The sequence below is a fragment of the Streptomyces sp. adm13(2018) genome (assembly GCF_008042145.1).
Lineage (GTDB): Bacteria > Actinomycetota > Actinomycetes > Streptomycetales > Streptomycetaceae > Streptomyces.
This window is the reverse complement of record NZ_RDBH01000129.1, coordinates 1946801-1965817: the sequence shown is the minus strand read 5'-3', so window position 1 is coordinate 1965817 and position 19017 is coordinate 1946801. Positions and strand designations below refer to the sequence as shown.

The window sequence follows — 19017 nt, the reverse complement described above, 5'->3', positions numbered from 1 at the left end:
TTCGAGGGCGGTCCGGGGCGCGACCGGGCAGGCGTTCGGGGGCGGCCCGGGCGCGACCGGTCAGGCGATCGGGGCCGATCCGGGGCGCGGTCGGTGAGCCGATGGGGTCCGGGGCGCGGTCGTCAGCCGATGGGCCCGGTCCGGGGCACGGTCGGTCGGCCGACGGGGGCGGACCGGAGCCCGGCCGGTCAGGCGTTCGGGCGGAGCGTCCACACGACGGTCATCTCGCCGGTCACGGCGCCGTCCGCGCGGGTGATCTCGATCCGCACGGGGAACTCCGGGCGCTCGCCCGCGTCGAGTTCGGCGACGACCTCGGCGGCGGGGCGGCCGAGGGTGGCGGTGGCCGTGACGACGCCCATCGCGAGCTTCTTGTAGCCGATCTCGGCGCTGACGGCGAGCGGCACGGCGCGGCTCAGCTGGTCGCCGAAGGCGGCGAGCACGATGGCGCCGCTGGCGGACTCGGCGAGCGTGAACATCGCTCCGGCGTGCGGTCCGCCGACGTGGTTGTGGTAGGCGGGCTGGTCCGGCAGGCGCACGACGGCGCGCTCGGCGGTGGTCTCCAGGAACTCCAGGTTCAGGGTTCCGGCCATGGGCACCGTCGCGGCGAGCATCTCGCCGACGGTCATCTGGTCTGCGCTCATGGCCGTGATGTTACCCACGAGTAGCAGCCTTGGCCATCCCTCACGCGCACGCTCTGCGGGGGCGGGCGTGGTCGCGGAGGCTCCGCACCTCTATGGTTACTGGCCATGTGGCCAGGACAGCAGCCGCCCGGGGGCGAGCAGAACCCGCAGGACCAGAGTCAGAACCCCTACCAGCAGTCGGGGTACCAGCAGCCGAACCCGTATCAGCAGCCGCCGACCCAGCCCGGGTACCCGCAGCCGCCGACGCAGCCCGGCTACCCGCAGCAGCCACCGCCCCAGCCGGGCTACCCGCAGCAGGGGTACGGCCAGCCGCAGGGTTACGGCCAGCCGAACCCGTACCAGCAGCCCACCGTGGCACAGCAGTACGGCCCGCCGGGCCCCGTGCCGCCCGGCGGTCCCGAGGGAGGCAAGAAGAAGACGACGCTCGTGGCGATCCTCGCCGCGACCGCCGTCGTCGTCGCGGCCGGCGTCACCGGCTTCTTCGTCCTCGACAAGGACGACGACAAGAAGACGACCGCCGACCAGAAGCCGCCGACCGCGTCCGCGCCCGCCGCACCGACGACCGACCCGTCGACGATCCCGAGCGACAGCCCGTCCGGGATCGAGAACCCGCGCGACGGCGCCGCCCAGCAGCCGACGATCCCCGGCTGGAAGGTCGTCTACAACCCGAAGTACGGCACCCTCTTCGACGTCCCGCCGGAGTGGGAGGTGCTGAAGCCCGGTGTGATCACCTTCTTCCAGGACGAGAAGAAGAACGACGGCAGCCCGCTCGTCACCATGTCCTCGCCGACCCGCCTCAAGAGCGAGTGGTGCACGTTCGACACCGACAAGAACGGCAGCAAGGAGACCTGGGGCCTGAGCACCGCCGGCACCAAGGGCGGCCAGGGCGCCAAGAACACCTCGGACGCCGCGCGCAGCGAGGCCGGCACCTGGGTCTGGGGCGGCTACGCCCAGCACATGCCGCAGAGCATCATCAAGATCTCCAAGGCGGTGCCGTACAAGACGAAGTCGGGTCTCACCGGCCACATGGCGACGGCGACGGCCCCGGGCGTCAAGAAGCGCAACAAGTGCGAGACGGACGGCAAGTCGATCGCCTTCACCTTCAAGAACGCACAGGGCGACTTCTCGACCTGGGTGCTCTACGGGGCGGCCGGCGTCGCGGACGAGCTGCCGGACGCCACCATCAAGCAGATCCTGTCGACGGTCCGGCTCGCTCCGACCTCCTGACCGCACGACGGCCGCCGGCCGACGTCCCGGCCCCGGCCCGTGGCCCGTCCACGCGCCGGGGCCGGCGCGTGCGGGGCCGGCGTGTGCGGGGCCGGCGTGCGTGCGCGGGCCGGCTCGCGTCGGGGCCGGAGTACGTGGGACCGGCTCGCGCCCGGGGGTCGGCTCGCGCCCGAGGACCGGCTCGCGCCGGGGGCAGGCACCGGCGTCCGACAATCGGATTGCCGTACCGGCGGCCCGGCAGGGATAGTCCCGGGGTGAACAGTCCCGCCACCGTGCCCCACCGCACGCCCCGCCGCCCCGAATGGGCCGGGCGCAACTACGTCCTCCTGACCGCCGCCACGATCGTGACGAACCTCGGCACGCACGGCGCGCTGATCGCCACCACCTGGGCGGTCTTCGATTCCGGGGGCGACGCGGGCGACGTGGGACTCGTCGCGATGGCGCGGTTCCTGCCGCTGGTCCTCTTCCTGCTGATCGGCGGCGCGGTCGCCGACCGGGTGCCCCGGCACCGCGTGATGGTCGCGGCGAACGTCCTCAACTGCGTCTCCCAGGCGGTCTTCGCCGCCCTCGTGCTCGCGGGCTCGGCGCAGATCTGGCAGATGATGGTGCTCACCGCGCTCTGCGGCACCGGCCAGGCCTTCTTCAACCCGGCGGCCGAGGGCATGCTCATGGCCAGCGTCACCGGGGAGCAGGCGAGCCGCGCGTTCGCCGTCTACCGCATGGCCATGCACGGCGCCTCCATCGGCGGCGCGGCCCTCGGCGGCGCGCTCGTCGCGTTCGTCGGGCCCGGCTGGGTCCTGCTGATCGACGCCGTGGCGTTCGCGGTCGCGGGCGGGCTCCGCGCGTTCCTGGACGTGGGCGGCATCCCCGAGCGCGCGCCGGGCGGCGGCCTCTTCGCCGACCTCCGCGAGGGCTGGCACGAGTTCGTCGGCCGGCCCTGGCTGTGGTCGATCGTCGCCCAGTTCTCCGTCGTGGTGGGGCTCATCGGAGCGGTCGAGTCGGTGTACGGGCCGCTGGTCGCCAAGGCCGAGCTGGGCGGCGCGCGTCCCTGGGGCGTCGCGCTCGCCGCGTACGGGGTGGGAACGCTCGCCGGCGCCTTCCTGATGGCCCGCTGGAAGCCCCGCCGTCTGCTGTTCGTCGGGACGCTCTGCGTCTTCCCGATCGCGCTGCCGTCCGCGGCGCTCGCGGTCCCGCTCGACGCGGCGGGGCTCACGGCCGCGATGTTCGTCAGCGGCGTGGCCATCGAGGTCTTCGGCGTCTCGTGGATGACGACCATGCACCAGGAGATCCCGGAGGAGAAGCTGTCGCGGGTGTCGGCGTACGACTGGTTCGGCTCGACGGCCCTGATGCCGCTGACGACGGCGCTCGCGGGCCCCGCGGAGAGCGCCTTCGGCCGGAGTACGGCGCTGTGGGGCGCGGCGGGGCTGATGGTGCTGGTCACCGCGCTGGTCCTGCTGGTGCCGGACGTCCGGCACATGACACGGCGTCCGCAGGTGAAGGCGGCGGCCGGGCGGGAGCCCTCCGTGGCGGCGGCCGGTGCCGGGTCCGCGAACCCGCCGACGGCCGCCTTCCTGCCCGCGCCTCCCTCAGCCGATGCCGAAGGCGCCGTCCGGCGGGACGGGTGAGGGCACGGCCCCGGTGTCGGGGACCGGTTCCGCGGCGCCGGTGAAGCGGTTCAGGGCGTCACCGTGCTCCACGCGCGCGGGGAAGGCGTCCGCCGCGGCCCGGCGCGCGAGGTGGGCGGTGTCGATCTCGCGGCCGGAGGCCACCAGGACCGCGTTCCCGAAGCGGCGGCCGCGCAGCACGCCCGGTTCCGCGACCAGCGCGAGTTCGGGGAAGACGGCGGCGAACGTGGCGAGCTGGGAGCGGAGGAACGCGAAGGGCGCCCCGTCGGCCAGGTTGGCGGCATAGAGGCCGCCGGGGCGCAGGACGCGCCGTACCTCGCGCGCGTACTCCACCGAGGTGAGGTGGGCGGGCACCCGGGAGCCCCCGAAGACGTCGCCGATCACGAGGTCCGCCGAGGCGGCGGGCGCGGCCTCCAGCCAGCGCCGGGCGTCCGCGCCGTGCACGGTGATCCCCGATCCCGCGGGCAGCGGGAGGTGTTCGGTGACGAGCGCGAGCAGGCCCCGGTCGGCCTCGACCACGTCCTGGCGCGAGCCGGGACGGGTGGCGGCCACGTAACGGGGCAGCGAGAGCGCGCCCCCGCCGAGGTGCAGGACGTCCAGCGGCACGTCGTCGTCGGCGGTGCCGTCGACGACGTGGGCGAGCCGGCGCGCGTACTCGAACTCCAGGTACGCCGGGTCGTCGAGGTCGACGTACGACTGCGGTGCGCCGTCGACCGTCAGGAGCCAGGCGCGCTCCCGGTCCACGTCGGGCATGAGTCGCGCGGTGCCCTGGTCGACCTCGCGGACGACGGGAATCTGCTCTGTCACGCCCTCATTGTGCCGGGGCCGCCCGGATGGGCCGTCAGAGGTGCTTGAGGGCCTCGCGCACCGAGAGGGGCGAGAGCCGGCCCTGGTGCGCGGCGACGAAGGAGCGGACCTCGGCCGGGGCGGTCTTGGCGTACTCGCGCAGGCTCCAGCCGATGGCCTTGCGCAGGAAGAAGTCGGTGTCGGCGGCGCGGCGCAGGCAGTGGGCGAAGAGCCGGTCCGCGTCGGTGGCCTCCTTGAAGCGGAGCTGGTGGAGGATCGCCGTCCGGGCCACCCACAGGTCCTCGTCCTCGATCCACTCGTCCATGCGCGCGCCGAGGGCGGAATCGGCGGCGACGAGGCCGCCGACGACGTGGGCGGCGAGATGGTCGACGGTGTCCCACCAGGAGACGGTGGTGACGAGCCGGCGGGCGACGGGCAGGAAGTCCGAGGAGCAGCGCCGCACGTGGCGGCGCAGGTAGTCGACGGCGAAGTAGTGGTACTCGCGCTCGGGCAGGGCGAAGCAGCGCAGGGCCACGGCGACGCAGTCGTGCTCGTCGGGGCGGGGCGTGCCGTCGAGGACGGTCCGCGACAGGGCGCGGCGCTCCGGGGTGCGGATCCCGAGGAAGGGGGCGACCCCCTTCATGTACGCGACCATCTCCTGGGCCCGGAACGGGTTTCCCGCGGCGGGATAGACCGTGGTGAGCCGCTGGAGGACGGTGTCGGCGAGGGCGCTGCGGGGGACGCCCGCCGGGCTGCCCGCCGGTGCGGTCTGGGTCATGGGGCCTCCCTGGGGTGGGTGGTACGTCCGGGACCGGGCGCCCCACGCGCGATGCCGGGCCGGCCGGGTGCGAGCGGGGCGCCTACCGGGCGCGCGTGCGGTCGGCGGGGGCGCGCACTCTCGGCCCGGGGTGTGCGCCGCCGGCCGAGGTGTACGTCATGTCCGCCCGGGTCGGAATACCGTCAGCCCGGGCGGACATGACGTACATTACGGCGATCATACGGACGCGTCCGCTACTCTCCCCGAATGCTCGCTCCCGTGCCCCGGCCGCCGGGCTCCCTCGCCGTCCGTTGCTCCCGGGCCCTGCTCGCGCCCCGCGCCCGGCTCTCGCTGCTCGCGCTGGTGTTGCTCACCGCGGCCGCCCTCGTCGTGCTGTACGAGCCACAGCGGCTGCTCTCCTCGGGCTGGCCGCGGCAGTCGGACGGCACGGGCGCGGTGATGCTCTTCGGTCTGGCGTACGGCGTGTGCACGGCGGCGTTCGTCCCGCGGCCGGTGCTCAACCTGGCGGCCGGCGCCCTGTTCGGCTCGGCGTACGGGCTCACCGCGGCGATCGCGGGGACGGTGCTGGGCGCCGGGATCTCCTTCACCCTCGGCCGCTTCCTGGGGCAGGACGCGCTGCGGCCGATGCTGCGGGGCCGCTGGCTGACGGCGGCGGACGGGCAGCTCAGCCGGCACGGGTTCCGCTCGATGCTGGCGATCAGGCTGTTCCCGGGGGTGCCGTTCGCGGCGGCCAACTACTGCGCCGCCGTCTCGCGCATGAAGTACGTGCCGTTCCTGGTGGCGACGGCGCTCGGCTCGGTGCCCAACACCGCGGCGTACGTGGTGGCGGGGGCGCAGGCGGGCGAGCCCGGCTCTCCGGCGTTCCTCGCGTCGGCGGGCTTCATCGCGCTGTCCATGGCGGCGGCCGCGGTGGTCGCCTGGCGCAAGCGGCACCACCTGCGGGCCCCGGCCCCGGCCCCGGTCGTGGCCGCGGAGCCGGAGCCCGCGGGGGTGGGCGGCCCCCGCTAGAAAGGGCCGGCCCCGCCACGGACCGGCCCCCGCCACGGAGCCCGGTCCGTGGCGGGGCGGATCAGAGCGCCTCGACGATCATCGCGTTGGCGAGGCCGCCCGCCTCGCACATCGCCTGGAGCCCGTAGCGGGCGCCCCGGGCGCGCAGGGCGTGGACGAGGGTGGTGGTGAGGCGGGTGCCGCTGGCGCCCAGGGGGTGGCCGAGGGCGATCGCCCCGCCGTGGACGTTGACCTTGGCCGGGTCGGCGCCGGTGGACCGCTGCCAGGCGAGGACGACGGCGGCGAACGCCTCGTTGATCTCGAAGAGGTCGATGTCGTCGAGGGCGAGGCCAGCGCGCCGCAGCACCTTCTCCGTGGCCGGGATGACGCCGGTGAGCATCAGCAGCGGGTCGGAGCCGGTGACGGCGAAGGAGTGGAGCCGGGCGAGCGGGCGGAGGCCGAGGCGGGCGGCCGTGTCGGAGGCCATGACGAGGACGGCGGAGGCGCCGTCGTTGATCGGGCTGCTGTTGCCCGCGGTGACCGACCAGGAGATCTGCGGGAAGCGCTCGGCGAAGCCAGGGTCCTCGAAGGAGGGCCGGAGCCCGGCGAGGACCTCGGGGCTGGTCGCCGGGCGCACCGACTCGTCGCGGCGGACGTTCTCGTACGGGACGACCTCGGCGTCGAAGAGTCCGGCCTCCCAGGCGCGCGCCGCCCTGGTGTGCGAGGTGGTGGCGAAGGCGTCCATGGCCGCGCGGTCGATCGACCACTCGGCGGCGATGAGTTCGGCGCTGACGCCCTGCGGGACGAGGCCACCGGGGTAGCGCTCGGCGACGCCGGGACCGAAGGGGTCGGCGCCCGGCGGCACGTTGGACCACATGGGGACCCGGCTCATGGACTCGACGCCGCAGGCGACGGCGATGTCGTACGCGCCGGAGAGCACTCCCTGGGCGGCGAAGTGCACGGCCTGCTGGGAGGAGCCGCACTGCCGGTCGACGGTGGTGGCGGGCACGGACTCGGGGAGCCCGGCACCGAGCCAGGCGTAGCGGGTGGTGTTCATGGCCTGTTCGCCGACCTGGTCGACGGTGCCGCCGATCACGTCGTCGACGAGGGCGGGGTCGACGCCGCTGCGCTCGACCAGGGCGCGCAGGGTGTGGGAGAGCAGGGCGACGGGGTGGACATGGGAGAGGGCGCCACCCGGCTTGCCCTTTCCTGTCGGCGTACGGACGGCTTCGACGATGACGGCGTCGCGCATGACGGGCTCCTGACGTGGACGGGCGGACCGACACTCGTCGGTAACATAGACCACAGAGTTGGATTTCCCAACCCACCATGCCTGGTGAGTTTGATTACCCAACTCACCGGCCGGGCGCTGCCCTACCCTTGACCCATGAAGGCCGCCCCCCGCCCCTGCTCGATCGCCGACACCCTGGCGCTCGTCGGCGAGAAGTACTCCCTGCTGGTGCTCCGCGAGGTCTCCCTCGGCGTGCGCCGCTTCGACCGGATCGCCCGCAACACCGGCGCGCCCCGCGACATCCTCACCACCCGCCTCAAGCGGCTCGTCGAGGCCGGAGTCCTGGAGAAGGTGCAGTACAGCGAACGCCCCCAGCGCTTCGAGTACCGCGCCACGGCGGCCGGCGAGGAGCTCGGACCGGTCCTGCTGACCCTGATGGCCTGGGGCGACCGCCACCTCAACCCCGACGACCGCCCGGTCGTCCTGGAGCACCGGTGCGGCGAGGTCCTCAGCCACCGGATCGTCTGCGCGCACTGCGGGGACGAGGCCGACCGCGACAGCGTCACCGCCCACGTACGGGCCCCGGGATGGACCGCGGCGGGCCCGACGACCCCCCGCGAGACCTGAGCACGGGCCCGTCATCTTGGGGCGGTACGCTGCGCTCGACCTTCTGACCGCACACGTACATAACGGGACGGCCCTAGCCCCATGAGTTGGTTCGAATCGTTCATCCTCGGACTCGTCCAGGGGCTGACGGAGTTCCTTCCCATCTCCTCCAGCGCGCACCTCCGTCTCACCGCGGCGTTCGCGGGCTGGGAAGACCCGGGTGCGGCCTTCACCGCCATCACCCAGATCGGCACGGAGACCGCCGTACTGATCTACTTCCGCAAGGACATCGTCCGGATCGTCTCGGCCTGGTTCCGCTCCCTCACCGACAGGTCGATGCGCGCCGACCACGACGCCCAGATGGGCTGGCTGGTGATCGTCGGCTCGATCCCGATCGGCGTCCTCGGCATCACGCTCAAGGACCAGATCGAGGGCCCGTTCCGCGACCTGCGGCTGATCGCCACGACCCTGATCGTCATGGGCATCGTCCTCGGCATCGCGGACCGGCTCGCGGCCCGCGACGAGATCGGCGGCCGCCACCGGGTCGTCCGCGAGCGCAAGACGCTCAAGGAACTCGGCGTCAAGGACGGCCTGATCTTCGGCGTCTGCCAGGCGATGGCCCTGATCCCCGGCGTCTCCCGCTCCGGCGCGACGATCTCCGGCGGCCTGCTCATGGGCTACACCCGCGAGGCGGCCGCCCGGTACTCGTTCCTCCTCGCGATCCCCGCGGTCCTCGCCTCGGGCGCCTACGAACTCAAGGACGCGGGCGAGGGACACGTCTCCTGGGGCCCGACGATCTTCGCCACGATCATCGCCTTCGCGGTCGGCTACGCGGTGATCGCCTGGTTCATGAAGTTCATCACCACGAAGTCCTTCATGCCCTTCGTGATCTACCGGATCCTGCTCGGCATCCTGCTGTTCGTCCTGGTGGGCACGGACGTCCTGAGCCCGCACGCGGGCGAGTCGGGGCAGTGACCCGGCCGCCCCGCGCGGGCGGCACCACCGGCGTGCCGGGTCCCGATCGTGGGGTCCGGCGCGGTGTGTTTCGGCCAGGGGTGCCGGGGTCCGGGAGTCGCCCGGCGCACGCCCCTTCTCCCCTGGCCGTGCCTGCCCGACACTGATCCGATGACGCAGCGCGTGGACCTCGCCACCGTGATGGACCGACTCGCCGTCGACGACCTGGTCACCGGGTACGCGGCGGCCGTGGACGACGCCGACTGGGCCGCCTACCGGGCCCTGTTCGCCCCGGACGGCCGGGCCGACTACCGGGGCTCGGGCGGCATCGAGGGTCCGGCGGCCGAGGTCGCCGACTGGCTCGCCGAGACCCTCACGCTCTTCCCCGTACGCCAGCACCTCATCGTGAACCGCCGCGTCCTCTTCTCCGGGCCCGCCGGGTACCCGGAGAACGGCGACACCGCCGAGATCCGCGCCGACTACGTCAACCCGATGCGGTTCACCTCAGGCGAGGACTTCGTCTGCGGCGGCCGCTACGCGTTCGGCGCCGTGCGCACCGCCGACGGCTGGCGACTGACCTCGGTCGTCGTCGAGGAACGGTGGCGGCGGCACGGGTGACCCCACGGCGACGGGCCTCGCGTGTCGGTCCACCCGCCGCCGGCCCGCCTCGCGTGTCGGTCCGGGGCCGCTCTTCGCCGGTCCGAGAACCGTCTGCCTCGCGCGCCGCTTCCGGCGTCGGCGCGGGCCCGGTCACCACTACGGACCTCCCGAGCCGCGCCGAACCCGGTCACGCCCGACACTGAAGGCAAGGGCGGAGGCATGCCATGCGAGATCCGTTCGTACGACGCAGCCCGGACGAGGGCGGCGGCGCGGACCCCGACCGCGGCCGCGGACCCGACGCCGACCCGGACCGGTCCGGGAGCCGCGACCGGCGCCCCATCCGGCGGCGCGGCTTCGTCCGGTCCCTGCTCGCGGTCTGTTTCGGCGCGCTGCCCGCGCTCGCCTTCCCCGCCCCCGGGCTCTGGTGGTGGGCGTACCTGGCGCTCGTTCCCTGGCTGCTCCTGATCCGGACGGCTCCCGGAGCGCGCCGGGCCGCCCTGGACGGCTGGCTCGGCGGGATCGGGTTCGTGCTCGCCGTCCACCACTGGCTGTTGCCCAGCCTGCACGTCTTCCTCCTGCCGGTCTCCGCGCTGCTCGGCCTGCTGTGGCTGCCCTGGGCCTGGCTCGTACGGTCCCTCATCGGGGGCACGCCGCCGGCGCTGCGGGCCGCCGTCGCCCTGGTCGCGGTGCCGTCGGGCTGGCTGCTGATCGAGCTGGTGCGGTCCTGGGAGGGGCTGGGAGGCCCCTGGGGGCTGCTCGGGGCGAGCCAGTGGCAGGTGCAGCCGGCGCTGCGGCTCGCCTCGGTCGGCGGGGTCTGGCTGGTGACCCTGCTCGTGGTGGCCGCGAACACCGCCGTGGCCCTGCTGGTGGCCGCGCCGGGGCTGCGGGCCGTCGGGGTCGCGGGGATCGTGGGCTGCGCGCTCGTCGCCGGTACGGCCGCGTGGGGAGTGGGGGCGCCGCGGGTGACCGGGACGGTGCGGGTGGCCCTCGTACAGCCGGGGGTGTTCGACGGGGCGGACGGGGCGGAGCGGCGGTTCGACCGCGCCGAGGAGCTCACCCGCTCGCTCGCCGGGCAGCGCCTCGACCTGGTGGTGTGGGGTGAGAGCGGGGTCGGCGCCGACCCGGCCGGCCGGCCCGACCTCGCCGCCCGGCTCACGGCCCTCTCGCAGCAGGTCGGCGCGCCACTGCTGGTCAACGTCGACGCGCGCCGGAGCGACCGGCCCGGCATCTTCAAGAGCGCGGTCCTGGTCGGCCCGGCGGGGCCCACGGGACAGCGCTACGACAAGATGCGGCTCGTGCCGTTCGGCGAGTACATCCCGGCCCGCGGGGTGCTGGGCTGGGTGACGTCGTTCGGCAAGGCCGCCGCCGAGGACCGCCGGCGGGGCACCGAGCCGGTCGTGATGACCCTGCCCCCGCCGGCCGGAGGCGAGGGCACCCCGGCTCCGCTGGTCGGCCCGCTCATCTGCTTCGAGTCCGCCTTCCCCGACATGAGCCGCCGCCTGGTCCGGGACGGGGCCGGACTGCTCGTCGTCCAGTCGTCGACGAGCACCTTCCAGAACAGCTGGGCGCCCGCCCAGCACGCGTCCCTCGCGGCGCTGCGGGCCGCGGAGACGGGCAGGCCGGTCGCGCACGCGACGCTCACCGGGGTCAGCGCGGCGTACGGCCCCGACGGGCGCAGGATCGGGACGGTGCTCGGGACGGACGCGAGCGCCGTCGCCGTACGCGAACTCCCGCTCTCCGACACGACGACGGGCTACGTCCGCTGGGGCGACTGGCCCCTGTACGCGGCGCCGGCCGTGATCGGCGCGGTGTGCGCCGCCGAGGGCGCCGGCGCGTTCAGGAGGCCTGGGTCAGGGCCTCGCGCACGACGCGCTCGCACAGCTCGTGGGTCAGCAGGGCGTCCCGGGCACTGAGCTCCCGCCCGTCGCGGACGGCGTCGAGGAAGGCGAGGACGGCCTGTTCGATGCCGCGCTGGCGGGGCACCGGCACCCAGTCGCCGCGCCGCCGCAGGGTCGGCTGGCCCTTGTGGTCGACGACGTCGGAGAGGTTCAGGACCTGGCGCTTGGTGTCCTGCCCGGAGACCTCCAGGATCTCCTCGGTGGAGCCGTTCATCCGGTTCATCATGCCGATGGCGGTGAAGCCGTCGCCGGAGAGCTGGAGCACGACGTGGTGCATGAGCCCCTCGCGGACGCGGGCGCGCACGTCGATGTGCTCGATCTCGCCGGGCAGCAGGAACCGCAGGGTGTCGACGACGTGGATGAAGTCGTCGAGGACGAAGGTGCGGGGGTCCTCGGGGAGGCCGATGCGGTTCTTCTGCAGGAGGATCAGCTCGCGCGGGTGCTCGGCGCACTGGGCGTACGAGGGGGCGAGGCGCCGGTTGAAGCCGACGGCGAGGCCGACCCCGCGCTTCTCGGCCAGTTCCACGAGCCCCTCGGACTCGGCGTACTCGTAGGCGAGGGGCTTGTCGACGTACGTGGGGACGCCGGCGTCCAGGAGGCGGCCGACGATCTCGGCGTGCGAGGCGGTCGGGGCGTGGACGAAGGCGGCGTCGAGTCCCGCGGAGAGCAGCGAGTCGAGGTCGCCGTGGCGCTGCGCGGCGGGCAGGTGGAGGGTGTCGGCGACCCGGTCGAGCGTCGCCCGGGTGCGGGTCTGGAGGTGGAGCTCGACCGCGGGAAGGGTGGAGAGGACCGGAAGGTAGGCCTTCTGCGCGATGTCGCCGAGTCCGATGCAGCCAACCTTCACGGGTTCTCCCTTGTCCAGTCCACATGCCCCGCCACGGTGGGGCGTTCGCGCCGGTCAGCTTACGCGGAATGCGCGGGCCGGCCGGGGGCCACCGGCGGCCGCCAGTCGGCGATCCCGTCGAACCCGCGCAGGACGAGCCCGGGGCCGAAGCGGGAGACGGCGCCGACGAGCGTGGACCGGAGGGCGACGGCGGGCCGGGCCGAGAGCAGCGTGACGGCGCCGGTGCGGGCGGCCTTGCGGACGATGGCGGTGGTACGGGGAAGGCGGTCGGCGGTGTACGCGGCGAGGGCGGGGCCCGGTGCGGAGCCGGTGCGGTGGGCGTCGGCCGGGCCGAGGTGGTGGGCGAGGACGACGGCGTCCTCGATCGCCTGGTTCCCGCCCTGGCCGAGGCTCGGCATCATCGCGTGCGCGGCGTCGCCGAGGAGGGCGACCCGGCCCCGGTGGAAGGCCGGCAGCGGGTCGGGCAGGTGGTGGACGTCGTGGCGGAGGACCTGGCCGGGGTCGACGGCGGCGAGGATGTCGGGGACGGGGTGGTGCCAGTCGCCGAAGAGCCGCAGGAGTTCGGCCTTCTCGTCGTCGGGGGCCCGGCCGCCGGCCGGGGCGGCGGCCATCGCGTACGCGTAGATCCGGCCGTCCTTGAGGGGTTGGGTCCCCCACAGGCGTCCGGCGCCCCAGGTCTCGTGCGGGGCGAACGGCCGCTCCGGGGCCGGGACGACGACCCGCCAGGTGGTGCAGCCGGCGTACCGCGGGCCGGGGTGCTCGGGGAAGAGGGAGTGCCGGACGGTGGAGCGGATGCCGTCGGCGGCCACGACGAGCGCGGCCTCGATCTCGCCCTCGGGGGTGGCGAGCCGGGCGGGGCGCAGGTCGTCGCCGGGGTCGACGAGGGTGGCGGCCGCGCCGGTGCGGACGGTGCCGTGGGGCAGGGCCGAGGTGAGGAGGTCGACGAGGGTGGCCCGGTGGAGGAGGACCAGCGGCCCGCCGAAGCGGGCGGCGGCGGCCGCGGCGTTCGTCCGGGCGAGCCAGCGGCCGTCGGGGGCGCGCATCCCGCCGTCGCCCTGCCATGCGGCGAGGTCGCGGACCCGGTCGCCGAGGCCGATGACGTCGAGGGCGCGCTGGGCGTTGGGGGCGAGACCGATGCCGGCCCCGACGGGGGCGAGGTCGGCGGCCCGCTCCAGGACGGTGACCTGCCAGCCGTTGCGGTGCAGGGCGACGGCCGCGGTGAGGCCTCCGATGCCGGCTCCGACGACGACGGCCTGGTGCTGTTCCATGACGGCTCCCCGGATCAGGCGACTACAGGTGTAGTGCGCTCGCTGACTCCGACCTTACTACAGCTGTAGTGGGGCGGGGAGCGGACGGCTGTAGGTTGTCCTCATGACCTCAGCGACACCCTCCGCCGCCCCTCTCGACCCGCGGGGCTCCCAGGGGGCCGCCGACGCCCCCGCCTCCCGTGCGGACCGGATCGGCGACGCGGCCCTCGACCTCCTCGTGGAGCGCGGCATGCGGGGTCTGACCCACCGGGCCGTGGACGAGCGGGCGGGGCTGCCGCAGGGGTCGACCTCGAACCACGCGCGCACCCGGCAGGCACTCCTAGAGACGGCGGTCCGACGGCAGGTGCAGCGGGAGTCGCAGGTGCTGACGCCGGACGAACTGCCGGGCGCCACCGGGCCGGGGACGGCGGACGGACCGGACGTGCCCGCGCCCCCGCCCGAGGCGCATCAGAGGGAGGCGGCCCCGACCGGCGCGTCGACGACACGGCCGCGGGAGCCGGAGCCTGGGCAGCCGACCGGCACGAGGCCGCCGCTGCCCGCACTCCCGTCGGCGGCCGCCGGACTGCCGGCGAGGCCGCCGCTCCTGAGGGCGGACGTCTGCGCCCTGGGCGAGCAGTACGGCGGTTGGGCCCCCGGCGGCGCACCGTCCCTCCTCTGCCACGGCACGCACGGCCGCTGAGCCCCACACCGACCGCACGGGCGCCGGGTGCGCACCGCCGCAGGCCGCGGGGCTCCCCCGGTCCTCACATGGCGCGCAGCCGTAGCTCCAGGCGCTCGATCGCGGCCCGCACCCCGTTCCCGTAGCCGTCGTCGTCGAGGTGGTCCGAGGCGGCGCGGGCCCGGTCCAGATGGACCCGCGCGGCGTCGGGACGCCGGAGTTTGACGTAGTCGGCGGCCAGGTTGAGGTGGAGCGAGGGGTACAGCGCGCGGAGGGCCACCGCCGAGCTGTGCTCGGCGAGCCGCTCCTCCGCGAGGCCCTCGGCCGCGCTGAGGGCCCGGAGGTCCCAGGCCAGCTCGGTGTCGGGGTCGTCCTGGGCGTCCGCCATGTAGTGCGCGAGGGTGCACCGGTGCAGCGGGTCCCCGTCCGGGCCGATCTGCTGCCAGATCAGCCCGAAGCGGTTGCGTGCCTCCTCGCGGTCGCCGCCGTGGAGCAGCATCATCGCCTGCCCGATCCTGGTCATGACCCCGTCGTCCGACACCTGCTGCTGCTCGGTCACGCGACCTCCACCCGCTCACCCACTGGGAGAGCCGACGCTAGCCGCACGGCGGCCGGATCGGGCCGAGGCTCAGCCGAGGTCCGGGATGCGCCAGTCGATCGGCTCGTGCCCCTGGGCCGCGACGGCGGCGTCGATCTGGGTGAAGGGCTGCGATCCGAAGAACTTCTTCGCCGAGAGGGGCGAGGGGTGGGCGCCCTTGACCACCACGTGCCGCTCCTCGTCGATGAGGGGCAGCTTCTTCTGGGCGTAGTTGCCCCAGAGGACGAAGACGGCGGGGTCCGGGCGCGAGGCGACGGCGGTGATGACCGCGTCGGTGAACTTCTCCCAGCCCTTGCCCTTGTGGGAGTTCGCCTCGCCGGAGCGGACGGTCAGCACGGCGTTGAGCAGGAGGACGCCCTGCTGGGCCCACGGCATCAGATAGCCGTTGTCCGGCACCGGGTGACCGAGCTCCGCCTGCATCTCCTTGTAGATGTTCCGCAGGGAGGGCGGGGTCTTCACCCCGGGCCGGACCGAGAAGCAGAGGCCGTGCCCCTGGCCCTCGCCGTGGTAGGGGTCCTGACCGAGGATCAGGACCTTCACCTTGTCGTACGGGGTGGCGTCGAGGGCCGCGAACACCTCGTCCTTCGGCGGGAAGACCGGTCCCGCCGCCCGCTCCTGCTCGACGAACTCGGTGAGCTGGGCGAAGTACGGCTTGCGCAGCTCCTCGCCGAGGACACCCCGCCAGGACTCGGGCAGCATGCTGGTGTCGGTCACGGTCAACAACCTCCGGTGGGCGTTCCTTCAACTCCGTCCCCGAACCTACCGGGGGCCACTGACAGTGACCCCCGCGGGCTCCCGGCGGCCGGCCGGCCCGGCTCCTACCAGCTGGCGCGGCGGCTCAGCTCCCAGAGCTGCATGACGGTCTGCGGGTCGAGCGCGCCCTCGCCGCCGCCGATGTCGTCCTGGGCCGCGATGTACAGCTTGCCCTGCCACAGCGGCAGCAGCCGGACGTCCTGGACCATGACCTCCTGGGCCTCGACGAACTCGTCCGTGACGGTCCCGCGGTCGCTCTCGCGGCGGGACTTCGGGAGCAGTTCGCCGGTGATCCGGGGGCTCTCGTACGGCGTGCCGAGGACGTTCTCCTTGCCCACGAACGGGGCCACGAAGTTCTCCGGGTCCGGGAAGTCGGGGAACCACCCGCGGCCGAAGACCGGGTACTCGCCCTTCTGGTAGCCCGCCTGGAACTCCTTCCAGGGCTTGCCCTCGATGGTGACCTCGAAGAGGCCGGTCTCCTCCAGCTGGCGCTTGAGCTCCTTGAACTCGGCGGCCGTCGAGGAGCCGTAGCGGTCCGTCGTGTACCAGAAGTTCAGCTTCACGGGGTCGGTGATGCCGGCCTCGCGGAGGATCTTCTTGGCCTTCTTGGCGTCCGGGTCGCCGAAGCGGTCGAAGAACTTGGTGGTGTGGCCGGCGATTCCCTTGGGCACCATGGAGTACAGGGGCTCGGCGGTGCCCTGGTAGACCTTGCTGACCAGTTCGTCGCGGTCGACGACCTGGGCGATGGCCTTGCGGACCGCGGGCTTGGCGATCGTGGGGTCCTGGGCGTTGAAGACGAGGTAGCGGATGTCGGCGCCGGTCGACTCGACGATCTGCAGACCCTGGTTCTCGGGCTTGTCGTCCTGGAGTTCGATGACCTCCTCGGCGGTGAGGCCGCGGTAGGTGGCGTCGATCTCCTTCTTCTTGAGCGCCGTGACCATGGCCTCGGACTCGTCGAAGTAGCGGATGGTCACGCCGCCGTTCTTGCGGTCGGCGAAGCCCTTGTACGTGGGGTTCTTGGTCAGCTCGGCCGACTCGCCGTCGGTGTACGAGTCGAGGACGTACGGTCCCGAGCCGACGAGCTTGCCGTCCTTGCGCAGGCGGTCGGCCGGGTACTCGGCCGGGTCCACCAGGGACATCGCCGGGGTGGCCAGGACCATCGGGAAGGTGGCGTCCGGCTTGTTCAGCTTGAAGACGACGGTCCGGTCGCCGACGATCTCGATCTTGTCGAGCGAGCCGAGCATGCCGTTCGGGCCGCCCTTGTGGTTGATCGTGCGGATGCGCTCGATCGAGTACTGCACGGCCCTGGCGTCCAGCTTGTGCCCGTTGGAGAACGTGAGGCCCTCCACGAGTTTGCACTCGAAGACCCGGCTGGAGGTGTCCGAGAACTTGCAGTCCGCGGCGTCGGAGGCCGGGGTGGTGCTGCCCGTCGGGAAACTCACCAGCGTCTGGAACACATTCCGGAAGAGCTCCCACGAATTGTCCCAGGCGGCAGCCGGGTCAAGCGTGGTGGGAGAGCTCGTCGTACCGACGACGATTCTCTGATCCCCGGCCGAATCACTGTCAGAGAAGACACTGCATCCGGTTACCAGGGATATGGACACAAGGGCTGCAGCGGCCTGCAGACTGGTCCGGTTGAACACGTGCACGCTCCTCGTTCAGCCACGGGTCGGCCGACGATACCGCAGCACCCCGTCAGGTCAATGTTCGAGCCTGACGGGGCACTTACGGCATTCGACGTATAACCGGGCCCAATCCGGACACGAAATCCGGAAAGTGTCCGATAATCGGTCAGCCCACTCCGGCGTTCAGGAAAATCCCGCCGTCGACGACGAGGGTCTGGCCGGTGATCCACTCCGACTGGGACGAGGTCAGGAAGGCGGCGGCGCCGCCGATGTCCTCGGGCTCGCCGAGCCGGCCGAGCGGGTAGGCGGCGGCCGCCTCCGCCTCGCGGCCCTCGTACAGGGCCTGCGCGAATTTCGTCTTCACGACCGCGGGGGCGATCGCATTGACCCGCACGACGGGGGCGAATTCATGGGCCAGCTGAATGGTCAGATTGATCATCGCGGCCTTGCTGATTCCGTAGGCGCCGATGAACGGCGAGGCGGAGACGCCGGCGACCGAGGCGATGTTCACGATCGCCCCGCCGTGCTCCTTCTGCCAGGCGTGCCAGGTCCGCTGGGCGAAGCCCAGCGCGGAGATCACGTTGGTCTCGAAGACCTTGCGGGCCACCCCGAGATCCAGGTCGGCGATGGCGCCGAACACCGGGTTCGTACCGGCGTTGTTGATCAGGAAGTCCACCCGGCCGAAGCCGTCCATCGCCGCCTCCACCGCGGCGGCCTGGTGGGCCTCGTCGTGGGCCTTGCCGGGGACGGCGATGGCCCGGTCGGCGCCGAGGCGCTCGACGGCCTCCTTGAGGGCCTCCTCGCCGCGTCCGGTGATGACGACCCGGTCTCCGCGGGCGACGAGCGCCTCGGCGATGCCGTAGCCGATGCCCCGGCTCGCGCCGGTGACGAGGGCGACCTTGCCGGACAGCTCCGGCCGTGCCTGTGCGGTCATGTCTGCCGTACTCCTCTCGGTGCCGTCGTCAGTTGAGGGGGCCGCCGGCCACGTACATGACCTGGCCGGAGACGAAGCCGGCGTCGTCGCCGGCGAAGAAGGCGATCGCGTTGGCGACGTCCTCGGGGCGGCCGACCCGCTGCACCGGGATCATCGACGCGGCGGCGGCCTGGAAGTCCTCGAAGCCCATGCCGACGCGCTCGGCGGTCTGCGCGGTCATCTCGGTCACGATGAAGCCGGGGGCCACGGCGTTGGCGGTGACGCCGAACTTGCCCAGCTCCTTGGCGAGGGTCTTGGTGAGGCCCTGGAGACCGGCCTTCACGGCCGAGTAGTTGGCCTGGCCGCGGTTGCCCAGGGCCGAGGAGGAGGAGAGCGAGACGATCCGGCCGAAGCCCGCGTCCACCATGTGCTTCTGGCAGGCCTTCGCCATCAGGAAGGCGCCCTTGAGGTGCACGTTCATGACGAGGTCCCAGTCGGACTCCGACATCTTGAAGAGCAGGTTGTCGCGGAGCACACCCGCGTTGTTGACGAGGATCGTCGGCGCGCCGAGCTCGGCGGCGACGCGCGCGACGGCCGCCTCCACCTGGGCGCTGTCGGAGACGTCGCAGCCGACCGCGAGGGCGGTGCCGCCCGCGGCGGTGATCTTCTCGACGGTGTCCTTGCAGGCCGCCTCGTCGAGGTCGAGTACGGCGACGGCGCGGCCCTCGGCCGCGAGACGGAGCGCCGTGGCGGCCCCGATGCCCCGTGCGGCACCCGTGACGACGGCTACGCGCTGCTCGGTGGTGGACATGCTGGTTCTCCTCGCCCTTGGATCGTCCCTGGTCGCGGTCGAACCGGTCGCGCGCTCCTGCGTCCCGCACATGAGCGACCGCTTAGTATCGTCCGCAGAACGAGACGCTAGAAGCCCTGGCACCCGGTGTCAACGGCCCACCGGGTGCACCCGGTCACTCCCTGTCGCCGGGCGGGGATACGGGGGGCCCGCCCGGCCCCGCGACGCGCACGGA

19 protein-coding genes are annotated in these 19017 nt (G+C 73.4%); 8 read left to right on the top strand and 11 right to left on the bottom strand.

Going from position 1 to position 19017, the window contains the following annotated elements; translation table 11 throughout:
- Window positions 1-188: 188 nt before the first annotated feature.
- Entirely contained in the window at window positions 189-626 is a 438-nt protein-coding gene (locus EAO70_RS25810; RefSeq protein ID WP_148005362.1) for a DUF4442 domain-containing protein, read from the bottom strand.
- Between the two features lie 120 nt (window positions 627-746).
- Here EAO70_RS25810 and EAO70_RS25805 point away from each other — a divergent pair, with 120 nt between their 5' ends.
- Window positions 747-1868, top strand: a complete 1122-nt coding sequence (locus tag EAO70_RS25805) for a hypothetical protein (RefSeq protein WP_148005118.1) — start codon at window positions 747-749, stop codon at window positions 1866-1868.
- A gap of 254 nt (window positions 1869-2122) precedes the next feature.
- Entirely contained in the window at window positions 2123-3493 is a 1371-nt protein-coding gene (locus EAO70_RS25800; RefSeq protein ID WP_187284018.1) for an MFS transporter, read from the top strand.
- Here the strand turns inward: EAO70_RS25800 and EAO70_RS25795 are convergent.
- Both EAO70_RS25795 and EAO70_RS25790 read right to left on the bottom strand, forming a co-directional pair.
- Entirely contained in the window at window positions 3455-4300 is an 846-nt protein-coding gene (locus EAO70_RS25795; RefSeq protein WP_148005117.1) for a spermidine synthase, read from the bottom strand. The genes EAO70_RS25800 and EAO70_RS25795 overlap by 39 nt on opposite strands.
- A 34-nt stretch (window positions 4301-4334) precedes the next feature.
- A complete protein-coding gene (locus tag EAO70_RS25790; protein WP_148005116.1) occupies window positions 4335-5057 on the bottom strand; it encodes a DNA alkylation repair protein in 723 nt (240 codons plus the stop codon).
- Window positions 5058-5303: 246 nt separating this feature from the next.
- On the opposite strand from EAO70_RS25790, the gene EAO70_RS25785 reads away from it, so the two are divergent.
- Entirely contained in the window at window positions 5304-6065 is a 762-nt protein-coding gene (locus tag EAO70_RS25785) for a TVP38/TMEM64 family protein (protein WP_148005115.1), read from the top strand.
- 61 nt (window positions 6066-6126) lie between these two features.
- On the opposite strand, the gene EAO70_RS25780 is transcribed toward EAO70_RS25785, so the two are convergent.
- Window positions 6127-7296 (bottom strand): thiolase family protein, encoded by a 1170-nt coding sequence (locus EAO70_RS25780; RefSeq protein WP_148005114.1) that lies wholly within the window; start codon window positions 7294-7296, stop codon window positions 6127-6129.
- Between the two features lie 135 nt (window positions 7297-7431).
- Here EAO70_RS25780 and EAO70_RS25775 point away from each other — a divergent pair, with 135 nt between their 5' ends.
- From EAO70_RS25775 to lnt, 4 genes are all read left to right on the top strand, one after another.
- A complete protein-coding gene (locus tag EAO70_RS25775) occupies window positions 7432-7902 on the top strand; it encodes a winged helix-turn-helix transcriptional regulator (protein WP_148005113.1) in 471 nt (156 codons plus the stop codon).
- Between the two features lie 81 nt (window positions 7903-7983).
- Entirely contained in the window at window positions 7984-8856 is an 873-nt protein-coding gene (locus EAO70_RS25770; RefSeq protein WP_148005112.1) for an undecaprenyl-diphosphate phosphatase, read from the top strand.
- 150 nt (window positions 8857-9006) lie between these two features.
- Complete coding sequence (locus tag EAO70_RS25765; RefSeq protein WP_148005111.1) at window positions 9007-9453, top strand: nuclear transport factor 2 family protein; 447 nt, start codon at window positions 9007-9009, stop codon at window positions 9451-9453.
- 206 nt (window positions 9454-9659) lie between these two features.
- The gene (gene lnt / locus EAO70_RS25760; RefSeq protein ID WP_148005110.1) at window positions 9660-11348 is read left to right on the top strand and encodes an apolipoprotein N-acyltransferase; all 1689 of its coding nucleotides are present in this window, start codon (window positions 9660-9662) and stop codon (window positions 11346-11348) included.
- On the opposite strand, the gene EAO70_RS25755 is transcribed toward lnt, so the two are convergent.
- Window positions 11272-12177: a Gfo/Idh/MocA family protein gene (locus tag EAO70_RS25755; protein ID WP_148005109.1), complete on the bottom strand. Its 906-nt coding sequence runs from the start codon at window positions 12175-12177 to the stop codon at window positions 11272-11274. The genes lnt and EAO70_RS25755 overlap by 77 nt on opposite strands.
- A gap of 59 nt (window positions 12178-12236) precedes the next feature.
- Window positions 12237-13445, bottom strand: coding sequence for an FAD-dependent monooxygenase (locus tag EAO70_RS25750; RefSeq protein WP_148005108.1), 1209 nt, complete (start codon window positions 13443-13445; stop codon window positions 12237-12239).
- Window positions 13446-13548: 103 nt separating this feature from the next.
- Here EAO70_RS25750 and EAO70_RS39520 point away from each other — a divergent pair, with 103 nt between their 5' ends.
- Window positions 13549-14124: a TetR/AcrR family transcriptional regulator gene (locus EAO70_RS39520; RefSeq protein ID WP_261993027.1), complete on the top strand. Its 576-nt coding sequence runs from the start codon at window positions 13549-13551 to the stop codon at window positions 14122-14124.
- Between the two features lie 64 nt (window positions 14125-14188).
- Here EAO70_RS39520 and EAO70_RS25740 read toward each other — a convergent pair whose 3' ends face one another.
- The 5 genes from EAO70_RS25740 to fabG form a co-directional block, all read right to left on the bottom strand.
- On the bottom strand, window positions 14189-14662 hold the full coding sequence (locus EAO70_RS25740; protein ID WP_148005107.1) for a hypothetical protein: 474 nt from the start codon (window positions 14660-14662) through the stop codon (window positions 14189-14191).
- A 69-nt stretch (window positions 14663-14731) separates the two neighbouring features.
- Window positions 14732-15415 (bottom strand): uracil-DNA glycosylase, encoded by a 684-nt coding sequence (gene ung, locus EAO70_RS25735; protein WP_148005106.1) that lies wholly within the window; start codon window positions 15413-15415, stop codon window positions 14732-14734.
- 104 nt (window positions 15416-15519) lie between these two features.
- Window positions 15520-17097 (bottom strand): ABC transporter substrate-binding protein, encoded by a 1578-nt coding sequence (locus EAO70_RS25730; RefSeq protein WP_148005105.1) that lies wholly within the window; start codon window positions 17095-17097, stop codon window positions 15520-15522.
- 148 nt (window positions 17098-17245) lie between these two features.
- Window positions 17246-18013, bottom strand: a complete 768-nt coding sequence (locus EAO70_RS25725; protein ID WP_148005104.1) for an SDR family oxidoreductase — start codon at window positions 18011-18013, stop codon at window positions 17246-17248.
- A 28-nt stretch (window positions 18014-18041) separates the two neighbouring features.
- On the bottom strand, window positions 18042-18803 hold the full coding sequence (gene fabG, locus EAO70_RS25720) for a 3-oxoacyl-ACP reductase FabG (protein ID WP_148005103.1): 762 nt from the start codon (window positions 18801-18803) through the stop codon (window positions 18042-18044).
- Window positions 18804-19017: the final 214 nt, after the last annotated feature.